Origin of the sequence: Ulvibacterium marinum (assembly GCF_003626755.1) — a bacterium.
GTDB lineage: Bacteria > Bacteroidota > Bacteroidia > Flavobacteriales > Flavobacteriaceae > Ulvibacterium > Ulvibacterium marinum.
This window is the reverse complement of sequence record NZ_RBCJ01000003.1, coordinates 329,695-345,041: the sequence shown is the minus strand read 5'-3', so window position 1 is coordinate 345,041 and position 15,347 is coordinate 329,695. Positions and strand designations below refer to the sequence as shown.

Below are 15,347 nucleotides of genomic sequence, written 5' to 3'. Positions count from 1 at the left end.
CTTTAAAAACAATTGAACATGGCAGAAGCATTTAATCTTCGGAAATACGGTATTGATACCGAGACCATTTATCGAAACAGTAGTGTACCTGTGCTGTACGAATTAGGACTGAGATTGGAAAAAGGTACTGCAATTTCCGATGTAGGCGCTTTGATGACCTACTCTGGAGAAAAGACCGGTCGTAGTCCAAAGGACAAACGTATTGTACGGCATCCCGATTCTGAAAACAATATTGACTGGGGCGATATCAACATAGGGTTGGACGAGCATACCTATATGGTAAACCACGAACGTGCCCTGGATTATCTTAATACCCGTGAGCACCTATTTGTTGTGGATGCTTTTGCAGGTTGGGATCCGGATTATAGGATAAAAACCAGGATTATTTGTACACGGGCCTATCATGCGCTCTTTATGCAGAATATGCTGATCATGCCCTCCAAAGAGGAATTGGCCAATTTTGGTGAGCCGGATTATGTTGTCATGAATGCCGGTGGTTTCCCAGCCAACCGTTACACATCCGAAATGACTTCCAAGACCAGTATAGATGTCAACTTGGAACGCAAAGAAATTGTGATATTGGGTACACAGTATGCCGGGGAAATGAAAAAAGGTCTCTTTGGCGTCATGAATTATCTTATGCCATTGGAGGGAGTTATGCCTATGCACTGTTCTGCAAACGTAGGTGAAAAAGGAGATGTCTCTATTCTTTTTGGTCTTTCCGGTACAGGTAAAACTACCTTAAGTGCAGATCCTAAACGTAAATTGATCGGTGATGACGAACATTGCTGGACAGACAAAGGAACCTTTAATATTGAAGGAGGTTGCTATGCCAAGGCTATTGATCTTTCTGCAGAAAATGAACCGGATATCTTCAATGCCATTCGATTTGGAACTGTTCTTGAAAACGTGGTCTATGATAAGGATACCCGTCAGGTAGACTATTCCGATGTTTCCATAACACAAAATACAAGAGCATCATATCCCATAGAATTTATTGATAATATACAGATTCCATGTATTGCAGGTCACCCGGAAAACATCATTTTCTTGACTTGTGACGCGTTTGGTGTATTGCCTCCGGTAAGCAAATTGACTCCCGAGCAGGCCAGTTACCACTTTATTTCCGGGTATACGGCAAAAGTAGCCGGTACTGAAATGGGTGTAACGGAACCCCAAGCCACGTTCAGTGCATGTTTTGGAGCTGCCTTTATGATGTGGCATCCGAACAGGTATGCCGAGTTATTGGCTGAAAAAATAAAAACACACAAGGCCACGGCTTGGTTGGTAAATACCGGATGGAACGGTAGTGGTTCCCGCATGAAATTGAAGCATACCAGGGCTATGATCGATGCGATTCATAACCACGACTTTGACCATGCGGAATATGTTACCGATGAGGAATTTGGTTTCCAAATTCCGACCAGTTGTCCAAATGTGCCAGAAGAGGTCTTGATTCCCAAAAATACCTGGGAAGATAAAGAGAAGTATACCCAGGTTAAAAACAAACTGGTTACACTTTTTAACGACAACTTTGAGCAGTTCAAGGCCAATGTGAACCCTGAAATCGTTGCTGCCGGTCCAAAAGTTGCTGAAACCGCATAGTTTTAGTTTTTTTACTTAGTTGTATATAAAACCCCTGATCGAGTCCGATCAGGGGTTTTTGTTTTATAGCTCATGGCTTTTTTGGTTCTCCCTTAAAATCGTAAATTCAGGACATGGAAAAGTACAGCCCTGGGATTCTTCAATATATTCCCTTTTTTTATGTCATATGGTCAGATGATCTATTATCGGCTTCGGAAGTTGCCATTGTTGAAAAGGCCTTGGAACAGGATAATTCCTTATCCAAAGAAGAACGAGATACTTTGTTCAAATGGTTGAAGAGGACAAACCCTCCATCCAATAAGGAATTCAAAAACTGGAAACATACCATTTCCAAGTCTATGGTAAAACTTGTAGAAAGTGACACCTATCCCTTGGCCACTTTTAGTCAAAAAGTAGTGTGCCGCTATAACGATGAATGTCCATTCAATGAAAATCTAAAGTATATCGAAGTAAACCTTGGTATACAGCCCAACCACTATAACCATCTCTTTGACGTAGAAGTAATTCACCAAAAAACATCCCATTATTACAATGCCCATGAATTGGATGCCCTATTAAAAGGTAAGCATGCCAACGTAATTGATAATTTTCGCTCTTTTTTATCCCGTCCTCTTTTTGATTGGAACATTCATAGGGACAAGGATGAATTCAGAAAACGGGTCCTGGAGCAAGTGCAGTTTCTTGGAGAAAATGGTTATGGCGCCATGGCATATCCAAAATCCTACGGTGGAACGGAAGATATGGAGGGGTATGCCGCTATTTTTGAGAACCTTATGTACGTGGATGGCAGTCTTGCAATCAAGTTCGGGGTACAGTTTGGGCTATTTGGGGGAAGCATCCAAAAATTGGGAACCAAAAAACATCATGACCGGTATCTTAAAAAAACTGGGGAAGCCAAACTTTTGGGCTGTTTTGCCATGACCGAAACGGGACATGGCTCCAACGTAAGAGGCATTAAGACCACGGCAACCTATGATTCCAAAACCGATGAAATCATAATTCATACCCCTGGCGATAAGGATAACAAAGAATATATTGGAAATGCCCTACATGCTAAAATGGCTACGGTATTTGCCCAATTGATCGTAAATGGAAAAAACGAAGGCGTGCATGCCATTCTTGTTCCTTTACGGGACGACGAACATAGGTTGCTCCCTCGAATAAAAGTAGAGGACAATGGATATAAATTAGGGCTTAATGGCGTGGACAACGGGAAAATTTGGTTTAATCAGGTACATGTGCCGAGGGAGAACTTACTGAACATGTATGGCCACATAAAAGATGATGGCAGCTACCATTCGGATATCCAAAATCCAAATAAGCGCTTCTTTACCATGCTAGGTACATTGGTGGGCGGACGTATTTGTGTGGCTCGCGCCGGATTGGGGGGTGCAAAGTTTGCATTGGCCATTGCCGTGAAGCACGCCTTAAGAAGAAGGCAGTTCAATGACAACATTAAAATTCAGGAAGACCTATTACTAGATTATCCTACCCATCAACTTCGGCTTACACCTTTAGTTGCCAGTGCGTATGTATACCACGTTACCTTGGACAGAATTATGGAGGCCTATTGCAATGAAGACCATACGGATAAACGCAAGGTAGAGACCCAAGTGGCCGGTCTAAAATCATTGATTACCTGGTATGCCAATGATGCCATCCAGGAATGTAGGGAAGCCTGCGGAGGTAAGGGTTATCTACTGGAAAACCGTATTGCGGACCTAAAGGGCGATGTAGATATTTTTACCACTTTTGAAGGTGACAATACCGTCTTATTACAATTGGCCGCCAAAGGAGTTCTCTCAGACTTTAGGGCCGAATTTAATAGTGCAGGTTTTTCTTCGGTATTGCGCTTACTCACAACCCAACTTGGCGAGAGGCTTTCCGCTATTAACCCTGTCTACACCAATAAAACGGACAAGGAACATCTATACAATCCTAAATTTCACGGACACGCCTTTAACTATAGGACCAAAAGGCTTACATATACCTTGGCCATGCGCATACGGGATCAAATAAAAAAAGGTGTACCTTCCTATCAGGCATTCCTTAAGGTACAGACGCATTTATTAGCCCTAGGCAAAGCATATAGTGTAGAACTGGCCTATACCCTATTTTCCGATTTTGCATCCACACTCAAGGATGAAAAAAACCGTCTATTATTCCAAAAGCTGGGAACACTTTATGCGTTATATGAAATCCGAAAGGATGCCGAATGGTATTTGGAGCAGGGCTATATGGGAAGAACCAAATCAAAGGCTATACGACAGAGGGTAGAACGTCTATGTTCCGAGCTTAGGCCACATATGGAAGTTTTGGTGGATGGCTTTGGTATTCCAGAACATTGTATCACCGCTCCGATTGCAGTTTAATCCAGTGTTTTATGGAGCTTGGAAGTGTCCAAAAACTCCGAAATTTTAATATTGGGGTTTCCATATAGATTAACTCTGGAAGAACCCTTGGAAGAAAGTTCAAAATTTGTAATGGCATAAATGTTGGCATCCGAAGATTCTTCCAAAATGGCCTTAACAATGGTTGCTTCACATCTCTCCGCCTTAAGATTGGCATTCCCATATAATAGTACCTGTAGACTGTCCGTGGTGCCCTCTAATCTTGACGTAGCATTCTTTTGCATGGAGACATGGGTACTCTCTCCGACCACATATATGCGAGCGTCTATACGGTCCGATAATTGAATATCTATGGAGTCGCTTGCAAAATTAAAATCCCCGGAACTTATGCCTTCCATGGCAAGATGTGTTATGGTTGCGTTGACATTCAATTCCAATCGCGAAGGGCCCGAAGTTTTAATGTGCAATTCATCGGAAGAGATTACATCATCTGTATTCATCTTACCATTTTCCATGGTTATTGACTCCAATTCCCTGTAATTGACAATAATCTCCAACTTTTTTTTAGCCGTAATCTTATAAAAGGAACTGATGAACAACGTACCGTCCTTAACCTCAAATTTTAGGACATCGATTAAATTATCATCCGCTTCAATGGTATAACCTTCCTCAAAGGATTTCTTTAAAACAATCTCCAAATCATCAATAAGTTGTATGGCATTAAATGGAGGCAAGTTCTCGTTTACCTGCACAATGCTTCTATTTCCCTTGATCTTAGGTTTGCGTTGCGCGTGTACAAACCCTGTTAACATGATCAGTGCAATAAGAAAAGTGTGTTTCATAACAGGTTAGATTTCATGGAGGATTTCAGCACGCCCGTCAATGGTACACCCAATTACTAAAACGAATTTAAATGGGGATTTCAAATAGGGCTTTACTAAGATATTACAAAAAAGCGAGATTGTCTTTTTTCAATCACCATCAAAAAAAATGCCCGACTTAATGGTACGGGCATTTTTTGTTTGAATTAGTTTGGTGTTAATGATTTAATTCTTCCTCATCTTCTTGTAGGGGCACCGTTTGAGGTACAAAATCCTGCCCCGGAATAATGTATTCCCCATTTTCATCGGTCTTACTGTAATCATAAGCCCAGCGATGAACATGTGGTATGGGGCCGTCCCAATTTCCATGAATATGTTTTACCTCTGCCGTCCATTCCAAAGTAGTTGCCTTCCAAGGGTTCTTGGGTCCTTTTTTACCATAGAAGATACTGCTGATAAAGTTATAGGCAAAGACCAGTTGTGCTCCAGCGGTTATCAATGCAAAGACCGTCATAAGGACTTGTACATCCGTTAGTTCATCGAACATGGGAAAGGCGGTATTCTCATAATACCTCCTAGGCACTCCTGCCATACCTACAAAGTGCATGGGAAAGAATATTCCATAGGAGCCTATTGCCGTAATCCAAAAATGGACATATCCCAAATTCTTATTCATCATTTTGCTTTCGAACATTTTTGGGAACCAATGGTACACTCCGGCAAATAAACCATATAGTGCCGAAATACCCATTACCAAATGGAAGTGCGCCACTACAAAATAGGTATCATGTACGTTTATATCCAAGGTGCTGTCGCCCAAAATAATTCCGGTTAAGCCTCCCGTGATAAATGTGGAAACCATTCCAATGGAAAATAACATTCCAGGATTTAGCTGCAAATTTCCTTTCCATAGGGTCGTTATCCAATTAAATGCTTTTACCGCCGAGGGTATTGCAATCAATAGCGTAGTAAAGGTAAATACAGATCCCAAAAATGGGTTCATCCCGGAAATGAACATATGATGTCCCCAAACAATTGTGGATAAAAACGCAATGGCCAATATGGAGGCAATCATGGCACGATACCCGAAGATAGGTTTACGGGCATTAACGGACATCACTTCGGAAACGATACCCATAGCGGGTAGGATTACAATATAGACCTCTGGGTGACCCAAAAACCAAAAAAGATGCTCGAACAATACCGGAGATCCTCCTTGATAATGCAAAACCTCTCCCTGAATAAAGATATCCGATAAAAAGAACGATGTACCAAAACTCCTATCCATAAGCAATAATAGCCCGGCGGATAAAAGAACGGGGAAGGAGATTACACCGATTACCGCTGTAACGAAAAATGCCCAAATCGTCAAGGGCAAACGGGTCATGGACATACCTTTGGTCCTTAGGTTCAGTACCGTAACGATATAATTCAAAGATCCCAAAAGGGATGAAGCAATAAATATAGTCATGGATACCAGCCAAAGCGTCATCCCCATACCCGATCCTGATTGGGCCATAGGCAGGGCACTTAAAGGTGGGTACACGGTCCACCCCGCGGAAGCCGGACCGGCCTCAACAAAAAGTGATATCACCATAATTACACTGGACAGGAAAAATAACCAATACGACACCATGTTCAAAAAACCTGATGCCATATCCCTGGCCCCGATCTGCAGGGGAATCAAAAGGTTACTAAAGGTACCGCTCAATCCGGCAGTAAGCACAAAAAACACCATTATGGTTCCGTGTATGGTAACCAAGGCCAAATAGATATCCGCATCCATAACACCATCTGGAGCCCATTTGCCCAATAAAGTTTCGAATATTGGGAAGGATTCCCCCGGCCAGGCCAGTTGCATCCGAAACAATAGAGACATCGCTATTCCAACAAAACCCATTATGAGTCCCGTAATCAAATACTGTCGGGCTATCATTTTGTGATCCTGACTAAAGATGTATTTGGTAATAAATGTCTCTTTGTGATGATGCCCATGATCATGTGCATGGTCCTCTACATGTGCTTGTGCCGTAACAGACATAATTTTACTTTTTTAATTATCCTTTCCTTTTCTAGCAATACTCTTAATCCTGAGCCTTATAAGATAGCTCCGCCGTTTCCGCTCCAACAGGATTGAAATCCGGTTCCTGTACGTCCGCTACCATAACGGTTTCCGCAAAGGTCTTTTGGGATTTTATCCATTCATTATATTCTTCCTCGGTCTCTACAATAATCTTCATTTGCATATTATAATGCGACTGACCGCATATTTTGTTACAAATGAGTACATAGTCAAATTCCCATGGGTCGGAATTTGGTCTTCCTTCCGCGGCCCATTCGGCTCTAAGTGCATTGGTACGTTTTACTTTTTCCACAACATCCGGGTTTTGTCTCATTTGTGCCGTTGTGGTTATCGGAGTAAACGAAAATTCTGTTGTCATTCCCGGCACACAGTTCATCTGGGCTCGGAAATGGGGCATATAGGCGGAATGTAATACGTCTTGGGAACGCATTTTAAAATTCACCTTTCGGCCTACCGGCAAATGAAGTTCCTTTACGATTATATCATCCGCAGCATAGGAGTCGGACTCGTCCAGTCCCAATACGTTTGCCTTGTCAATATCTATCATTCTTACGTTGGCCGCGCCCAGAACATTATCCTCTCCGCCATATCTGGCCGTCCAGTTAAATTGTTGGGCATATAGCTCCACTATTAACGGATCATCCTCCTCATTGATGTCCATGATATTTGTCCATGTATACAAGCCCCATAATATGAGTCCGGCCAATACGATTACGGGGATTATCGTCCATATAAACTCCAAACGGTCATTATCTGCATAAAAAAGAGCCTTCTTGCCTTTTTCTCCCCTGTACTTATACCCAAAATAATGTAGTAATGCCTGGGTAATGGTCTGTACAAAGAAAATGATGATAAAGGATACCAACATTAAATAATCATATTCGCCACCATGTTCGGAAGCTGCCTCTGGAAGCAAAACCTTGGAGTACTTCCAAAAACTGAAAATGGTAATGCCATAGATAAAGATCAAAAATGCAAACAATAGGTACCCATTGTACTTATTATCGTTATCGTTGGCTATCTCCGAAGTATTTGTTTTGAGTTGGGCAAATTCGAACATCTTTGTCATCTGCCAAATTGCGATTGCCACGAGAACTAAAACAACTAAAACCAGTAATGTAGTCATTGTATGATTTGAAATTATTCTTTAAAATCCGTTAATAGTGAAAATGCCTACTTTCCTCAATGAATGGGTTTCTCTTAGGTTGTAAAGGAACAGTGCCAAGAGCCCTGAAAACCCAAAATATAAAAAACCCGGCAAAGAAAAGAATTGCCCCGATTTCGGGAATGCCAATATACCATTGATCTCCTACAGTAGCTGGCATAATCATATTAAATATATCTACATAATGTCCGGCCAAGATAACGATCCCTGCCATTATTACGAACCAATTAATTCGTTTATAGTCACTATTCATCAAAATCAAAAATGGAAATACAAAATTCATCACAACCATTCCGAAGAAGGGCAGTTTATAATCCTCAATTCTTGTAACAAAATAGGTGACCTCCTCAGGGATGTTGGAATACCAAATTAACATAAACTGTGAAAACCATAGATAGGTCCAAAAAATACTGATTCCGAACATGAACTTGGCCAAGTCATGGATATGACTATCATTTACATCCGGTAAATAATTTTTTGATTTTAGGTAAATAGTAACCATGGCAATAACCGTTATACCAGATACGAACATACTGGCAAATACGTACCACCCGAACAAGGTACTAAACCAATGGGGATCAACACTCATAATCCAATCCCAGGACATCATGGATTCGGAAATAAGGTAGAATACCAAAAATGCAGCGGAAATCTTAAAATTCAATTTGAAGCTTGAATTATCATTGGACTCATCTTGCTTAATGGACAATTTTCTGGAATACTCGCGATAAAGAATCCATCCGCCCAGGAATATTGCCGCTCTAATCAAAAAGAAGACCGGATCCAGGTATCCTGCTTTTCCCTGTAACAATTTATCATGGGCCACCACATCGGCATCCATCCACACAAATAAATGGTTCATATGCATTACGGAAAGGACCAAAATAACAAAGACAATGATTCCACCGGGCACCAGATATGCCGAGATACCCTCCATAACGCGGAACAACAATGGCGACCAACCTGCTTGCGATGCACGCTGAACGGCATAAAAAGCCAGGGTGCCTAAGGCAATCATAAAGAAAAAGAAAGCAGCAACATATAATGCCGCCCAAGGCTTATTCTGTAATTGGTGCAACAGGTGCTCATCATGGGAGGCATCGTGTTCTCCGTGAGAATCTGTATTGGCATGTGTCCCTTCCCCATGGGATCCTCCATGACCATCATCATGACTGGCGACCATGGCCTTGGCTTCCTCTACAGATGTCGGCATGGTAATAAAACCGTAGCCTAAGCCCAAAGCTCCCACGATCATCATTACTATAGACGCAATTTTTAATCTACTTGAAAACGTGTACATATTGTCTATGTATTATTTTGTTAAGTCTTCTTTTAATTTCATTACATATTCCGAAACCTGCCACATCTCTGTAGTGCTCATTTGCGATGCGTAAGACCCCATGGAATTCAAGCCATATTGAACTGTATGAAAAGTAGTGCCCACTGTAATATTTCTTGCTGCATCGTCATAGCTAGGCACACCCAATATCTTTTCGCGCTTCACTAAATTCCCTTGCCCTTTACCTTTGGCACCATGGCATATTGCGCAATAGATATCATACAATTCTTTTCCTGTAGCCAGATTTTCTTCCCTTTGCAATGAATCCAGAGGGCTCATCTGCACGCGTGCCAATTCCTTCCCTTCGGGGGTGTTTTCATACCCATAGGGCAACCATCCCCTAGGAATAGTATTTTCCGGTGGTACAAGGGCCTCCGTACCTTTGGGCAAAAAATAGACCTCATCATAGGTCTCATAACCTACGGCCTCATACATATTAGGCATATACTGATAATTTGGAATCTTTTCATCCTGACAGGAAAAGAAGACCAGAATTCCAAACAATACCATTCCTATTTTACCAAAACTTTTCATATTCAATGATCGTTTTTATCTGCTATGCTTATCTCTACCGCACCTGTATCCAACAATAAGTTACGCAATTCCTTTTCATTGTCATGGATTTCAATTTCCATCACAAAATGATCGTCCGTTGTTCTCACATCCGGATTTTCAGCTTTTTTAAATGGCCATAGCCTACTTCTCAGATAAAAAGTGATAACCATTAAGTGGGCCGCAAAAAATACGGTTAGCTCAAACATAATCGGCACAAAAGCAGGCATATTTTCGATATAGCTAAAACTAGGCTTGCCACCAATATCCTGGGGCCAATCATCGATCATGATATAATCCATCATGGCAATGGCCACTGCCAGCCCTAAACAACCATACATAAAGGATGTAATGGCAATTCTGGTCGGCGCCAGTCCCATGGCCTTATCCAAACCATGTACCGGGAAAGGACAATACACTTCCTCTATATGATGTTTGGCCTCCTTTATCTTTTTGACCGCATGCATCAACACATCATCATCATTATAGTAAGCATGTATAACTTTAGATGCCATATTATTTATTGTTATTTAAACTTCTAGCTTGTCCGGCCCAATCATCTCGTTGTGCACGTCCGGGGAAAGAACCAGTTATGGAATCCAAGAGGTTATACTCTTTCTCCGTCATTTTGCCTACTTGAGCAAAGGTGAATATCCCAATTTGGTTCAGGGTTTTTTCCATTTGGGGACCAATTCCTTTGACTTTCTTCAAATCATCGGGCGTTTCCGTGTTCGCATCAAATGAGCCTATTGAGTCCAGTAAGGTAGAAACTTGACTTTCCTGCTCTTCTTTGGGAAGTGATTTTTCTTCAACCACACTTTCCTGAATATGGGCGGTTTTGGTAATCTCATACAATGGTTTTCCTGCTTCCCTTAATTTCTTGTAACGTTCCCCAGAAGATTTTAATATGGTCTTTACTTCGGCCTGCGCAATTACCGGGAAGGTTCTGGCATAAAGCAGGAACAATACGAAAAAGAATCCCAAAGTACCTATGAATATGCCTATATCCACAAAAGAGGGAGAAAACATGGTCCATGAAGAAGGGAGATAATCCCTATGCAGTGAAGTTACGATAATCACAAAACGTTCAAACCACATCCCAATATTCACTACTATGGAAATAAAGAACGAGAACATGATACTGGTACGTAATTTTTTAAACCACATAAACTGAGGTGAAAATACGTTACAGGTCATCATAGCCCAATATGCCCACCAATACGGTCCCGTAGCCCTATTCAAAAAGGCGTACTGTTCATATTCTACACCGGAATACCAGGCCATAAAAAGTTCTGTAATATAGGCGCACCCTACAATGGATCCCGTAATCATGATTATGATGTTCATCAACTCAATGTGCTGTACGGTAATGTATGCCTCCAGATGACAGACCTTGCGCATTATGATCAACAACGTATTCACCATAGCGAAGCCCGAGAAAACAGCACCGGCAACAAAGTAAGGAGGGAAAATTGTGGTATGCCATCCCGGAATTACGGATGTAGCAAAGTCAAACGATACGATAGTGTGCACGGAAAGTACCAAAGGGGTGGCCAAACCGGCCAAAACCAAGGAAACCTCCTCAAAACGTTGCCAATCCTTGGCACGCCCGCTCCATCCAAAACTTAACAAGCTGTATATTTTCTTTTGAAATGGTTTAACGGCACGGTCACGAATCATAGCAAAATCCGGCAAAAGGCCTGTCCACCAAAATACCAAAGAAACCGAGAGGTAGGTCGAAATTGCGAAAACATCCCAGAGCAGTGGCGAGTTGAAGTTTACCCAAAGTGAACCGAATTGATTGGGAATAGGTAAAACCCAATATGCCAGCCAAGGACGACCCATGTGTATGATAGGGAACAACCCGGCCTGAATTACGGAAAAAATGGTCATGGCCTCTGCGGAACGGTTAATGGCCATTCTCCATTTTTGACGGAACAGTAACAATACAGCGGAAATCAACGTCCCTGCATGACCAATACCTACCCACCAAACGAAATTGGTGATATCCCATGCCCAGTTAACGGTCTTATTCAAACCCCAGGTACCAATACCTGTGGAAATTGTATAAATGATACACCCAACACCCCAAAGTAATGCGGCCAAGGCAATGGTAAAGACAATCCACCAGTGCTTATTGGCCCTTCCCTCTACCGGAGCGGCAATATCCACGGTTACATCGTGGTAGCCTTTATCCCCAATTACTAAGGGCCTTCGAATAGGTGCTTCGTAATGCGACGCCATAGATTTCTATTATAGTTGTTTTTTATTGTATGGTTTAAGCTTCGTTGGTATTCCTAACTTTTACATGATAGAATACATTGGGTTTGGTTCCCACATGCTCCAACAAGTGGTACATACGGTCACTTTCCGCCAATTCGGCAACCTTACTCTCCTTGTCATTTACATCCCCAAATACGATCGCGCCACTGCTACATGCAGATGAACAAGCTGTCTGGAACTCCCCATCTTTAATTTGGCGGCCCTCACGTTTGGCATCCAAAATGGTTTTCTGCGTTTTCTGGATACAAAGGGAACACTTTTCTATAACTCCCCTTGAACGTACGTTGACATCAGGATTGAGAACCATCTTGCCCAAATCGTTATTCATATGGTAATCAAACTCATCATTGTTATTGTACAGGAACCAATTGAACCTCCTCACTTTATATGGGCAGTTATTGGCACAATAACGGGTACCTACACACCGGTTATAGGCCATTTGATTCTGTCCTTGACGACCATGCGATGTAGCCGCAACCGGGCAAACTGTCTCACAGGGCGCATGATTACAATGCTGACACATTACGGGCTGAAAGGCCACCTGCGGGTTGGTAGCTGGATGTTCCAACTCCCCGAAACCTCCCAAAGAGCCTTTTTCTCCTGAAAGACCATCAAATTCCTCTTTCTTGGTATTATCCTCCTCAAATGTATCCTCTGAAGAATAATATCTATCTATTCGCAACCAGTGCATATCCCTGGAAAGCCTTACTTCTTCTTTACCCACCACTGGGACGTTATTCTCTGCGTGACAGGCAATAACACAGGCACCACAACCCGTACAAGCATTTAAATCTATGGACATATTGAAGTGATGCCCAATAGAACGATCAAAGCTGTCCCAAAGATCTACGGTAGTAGCCGGTACCTCTTGGTGATTAAGGGATACCACTGGAACATGGTTCCATTCGGCATGGTCCTTGGTATTGAAAATTTCTAGGGTAGTTTCTTTGATGATATCACCCCTACCCATTAATGTCTTGTGTAATTGAACGCAGGCAAATTCATGCATTCCCGGTGATTTTTCAATCGTTACGGACTGAACAGCATTGAAATTCCGGTATAATGTATAGGCATTCACACCGGTCTGCATCTCCGATTTCATACCCACTTTTTTACCATACCCAAAAGAGAGTCCTACAGAACCGTTGGCCTGCCCGGGTTGAACAATAACGGGAACTCCATCAATGGACACCCCATCTACCGTAAGCTTTACATAACTTCCATCCATACCGCCATTGGCGACATGCACGTTTTCCAATCCCATTTGTTCTGCATCTGCCTTGGAAACCGTAACGTAGTTATCCCAAGATACTCGGGTAATGGGATCCGGGAATTCTTGCAGCCAAGGATTATTGGCCTGCTGCCCATCTCCCATACCTATTTTGGGGTAAAGTGTAAGTTCCATACCACCGCCACTGGTAGCATTCGCCAAACTTCGCACCGCGGAGGCTATAGGCACAATAGACAAGGATGTAGCCGATTCTTCGGTCATTGTTTCATCCGATGTTTCCTTGTCTTCTTGCCCCAACGTATTTTCAGGATCACCCTCTACCTGATCGGAAACTACAAATACTCCATCATGAAGCACTTTGTTCCAATCAGCACCGTTGAGCACAAACGTTTCCCAAGTTTCCTTTATATAATCGTAGTAACTAATATCGCGGCCCATCCACCCCAATAGCGCAGTTTGAAATTGCCTAGTATCAAACAACTCCTTGATTGTGGGCTGCGTAAGGCTGTAATGGCCTTTTTTGATATGAACATCTCCCCAGGATTCCAAAAAGTGGTTGGTCGCCGCAGTATACTGTGTTACCTCAGTAGTTTCGTTCCAATTGGTGGAAAACACAACGGATATATCTACTTTTTCAATACCACTGGCAAAATCCACCGCATTGGGCAGGGTATACATTGGGTTTACCCCATCCATTATCAATGCCCCGACCTTCCCTGCGTTCATATCGGAAATCAAAGCATTAACGGCATTGGTATTTCCTTGTCTGCTATATTTAGGGGACTTTGGGTCAAATGCTTTACTACCCAACATTTCATTTATGGCCAGAACCACAGACTGGGCATTTACGTCATCAATACCGGTAACTACCACGGCATTGCTTGTATTTTTCTTTATTTGTGCAACCACGGCATCCAGTGCCTGTTCGGCATCCCCGATTTCACCACCAACCGAAGTGCCATTTAATTTGGCATACAACTTGGCCAAGGCTACTTTTTGTTGCATAGGCGTCAACGGAACGCGTTTATCAGCATTTGCCCCGGTTAGGGACATATTAGCCTCAAACTGGACATGCCTCGACATTTTTCCATTTTTTGGAATCCTGCCTTTGGCATAACCGTTATCAAATCCACCACCTTGCCAGTCCGCCAAGAAATCGGCTCCGAAGGAAATGATCAAATCCGCTTTTGAAAAATCATAGTCCGCCAAGGCACGTTCCCCATATCGGTTCTCGAAAGCGGTAAGAGCGGCATCCTCGGAAATCGCGTCATAGGCAACATGGTTCACATCGCCATACATTTCCTTGAACTCCGCTACAAGCCTAGAAGTTGAGGGACTCGCATAAGTTTGTGTTAATAGGGCTATTTGTTTTCCGGAACCTTTTAGACTTCCCAATTTGGCCTTTACCCCGGCATCCAAGGCATCCCACTCAATAGGCTCCCCGTTAGCCAAGGGACCTTGCAGCCTTGTGCTGTCATATAAGGACAGAACCGAAGCCTGGACCCTGGCATTTGCACTTCCGCCCACTTTGGCCTCTGTATTATTTTCAACTTTTATCGGTCTACCTTCCCTTGTCTTTATAAGTATACTCGCAAAATCAAAACCATTGGCAATGGTAGTCGCATAATAATTGGCCACACCGGGCACAATATTTTCCGGTTGTACTACATAAGGAATGGATTTACGGACAGGTCCTTGACATGCTGCAAGGGAAGCCGCAGCGGTACTAAACCCTACATACTTTAAAAAGTCCCTTCTATTGGTGGTAGTGGCGGAAAGGTTCTCCTTATCGCCCAAGAAATCATCAACAGGAATCTCCTCTACAAACTCGTTTTGCTTTAGCGTCTCAACAATGGAATCGTTAGGATTTAACTCCGCTTCGCTTTTCCAATATTTTTTGTTTGATGCCATACGATA

Annotated in this window: 10 protein-coding genes; 2 read left to right on the top strand and 8 right to left on the bottom strand. The window is 42.5% G+C overall.

The window, feature by feature from the left end; all coding sequences use genetic code 11:
* Nucleotides 1-18 precede the first annotated feature (18 nt).
* Both pckA and D7Z94_RS14520 read left to right on the top strand, forming a co-directional pair.
* Nucleotides 19-1,605, top strand: coding sequence for a phosphoenolpyruvate carboxykinase (ATP) (gene pckA / locus D7Z94_RS14525; protein ID WP_120712329.1), 1,587 nt, complete (start codon nt 19-21; stop codon nt 1,603-1,605).
* Nucleotides 1,606-1,718: 113 nt separating this feature from the next.
* Nucleotides 1,719-3,977: an acyl-CoA dehydrogenase family protein gene (locus D7Z94_RS14520; RefSeq protein WP_120712328.1), complete on the top strand. Its 2,259-nt coding sequence runs from the start codon at nt 1,719-1,721 to the stop codon at nt 3,975-3,977.
* Here D7Z94_RS14520 and D7Z94_RS14515 read toward each other — a convergent pair.
* From D7Z94_RS14515 to D7Z94_RS14480, 8 genes are all read right to left on the bottom strand, one after another.
* On the bottom strand, nt 3,974-4,798 hold the full coding sequence (locus D7Z94_RS14515; protein ID WP_120712327.1) for a GIN domain-containing protein: 825 nt from the start codon (nt 4,796-4,798) through the stop codon (nt 3,974-3,976). The genes D7Z94_RS14520 and D7Z94_RS14515 overlap by 4 nt on opposite strands.
* A 196-nt stretch (nt 4,799-4,994) precedes the next feature.
* Nucleotides 4,995-6,818 (bottom strand): cytochrome c oxidase subunit I, encoded by a 1,824-nt coding sequence (locus D7Z94_RS14510; protein WP_120712326.1) that lies wholly within the window; start codon nt 6,816-6,818, stop codon nt 4,995-4,997.
* A gap of 43 nt (nt 6,819-6,861) precedes the next feature.
* Entirely contained in the window at nt 6,862-7,986 is a 1,125-nt protein-coding gene (locus D7Z94_RS14505) for a cytochrome c oxidase subunit II (RefSeq protein WP_120712325.1), read from the bottom strand.
* Between the two features lie 31 nt (nt 7,987-8,017).
* A complete protein-coding gene (locus D7Z94_RS14500; protein WP_120712324.1) occupies nt 8,018-9,325 on the bottom strand; it encodes a quinol:cytochrome C oxidoreductase in 1,308 nt (435 codons plus the stop codon).
* 12 nt (nt 9,326-9,337) lie between these two features.
* Nucleotides 9,338-9,898, bottom strand: a complete 561-nt coding sequence (locus D7Z94_RS14495) for a c-type cytochrome (protein ID WP_120712323.1) — start codon at nt 9,896-9,898, stop codon at nt 9,338-9,340.
* A gap of 2 nt (nt 9,899-9,900) precedes the next feature.
* Nucleotides 9,901-10,431 (bottom strand): DUF3341 domain-containing protein, encoded by a 531-nt coding sequence (locus D7Z94_RS14490; RefSeq protein WP_120712322.1) that lies wholly within the window; start codon nt 10,429-10,431, stop codon nt 9,901-9,903.
* A gap of 1 nt (nt 10,432) precedes the next feature.
* Nucleotides 10,433-12,160, bottom strand: a complete 1,728-nt coding sequence (nrfD, locus tag D7Z94_RS14485) for an NrfD/PsrC family molybdoenzyme membrane anchor subunit (RefSeq protein WP_120712321.1) — start codon at nt 12,158-12,160, stop codon at nt 10,433-10,435.
* A gap of 34 nt (nt 12,161-12,194) precedes the next feature.
* Entirely contained in the window at nt 12,195-15,341 is a 3,147-nt protein-coding gene (locus D7Z94_RS14480; protein ID WP_120712320.1) for a TAT-variant-translocated molybdopterin oxidoreductase, read from the bottom strand.
* Between the last annotated feature and the right edge of the window lie 6 nt (nt 15,342-15,347).

What these genes read in the sequence shown, in the direction of transcription:
- pckA (WP_120712329.1), top strand. Translation starts at nt 19, where the DNA reads ATGGCAGAAGCATTTAATCTTCGGAAATACGGTATTGATACCGAGACC.
- D7Z94_RS14520 (WP_120712328.1), top strand. Translation starts at nt 1,719, where the DNA reads ATGGAAAAGTACAGCCCTGGGATTCTTCAATATATTCCCTTTTTTTAT.
- D7Z94_RS14515 (WP_120712327.1), bottom strand. Translation starts at nt 4,798, where the DNA reads ATGAAACACACTTTTCTTATTGCACTGATCATGTTAACAGGGTTTGTA.
- D7Z94_RS14510 (WP_120712326.1), bottom strand. Translation starts at nt 6,818, where the DNA reads ATGTCTGTTACGGCACAAGCACATGTAGAGGACCATGCACATGATCAT.
- D7Z94_RS14505 (WP_120712325.1), bottom strand. Translation starts at nt 7,986, where the DNA reads ATGACTACATTACTGGTTTTAGTTGTTTTAGTTCTCGTGGCAATCGCA.
- D7Z94_RS14500 (WP_120712324.1), bottom strand. Translation starts at nt 9,325, where the DNA reads ATGTACACGTTTTCAAGTAGATTAAAAATTGCGTCTATAGTAATGATG.
- D7Z94_RS14495 (WP_120712323.1), bottom strand. Translation starts at nt 9,898, where the DNA reads ATGAAAAGTTTTGGTAAAATAGGAATGGTATTGTTTGGAATTCTGGTC.
- D7Z94_RS14490 (WP_120712322.1), bottom strand. Translation starts at nt 10,431, where the DNA reads ATGGCATCTAAAGTTATACATGCTTACTATAATGATGATGATGTGTTG.
- nrfD (WP_120712321.1), bottom strand. Translation starts at nt 12,160, where the DNA reads ATGGCGTCGCATTACGAAGCACCTATTCGAAGGCCCTTAGTAATTGGG.
- D7Z94_RS14480 (WP_120712320.1), bottom strand. Translation starts at nt 15,341, where the DNA reads ATGGCATCAAACAAAAAATATTGGAAAAGCGAAGCGGAGTTAAATCCT.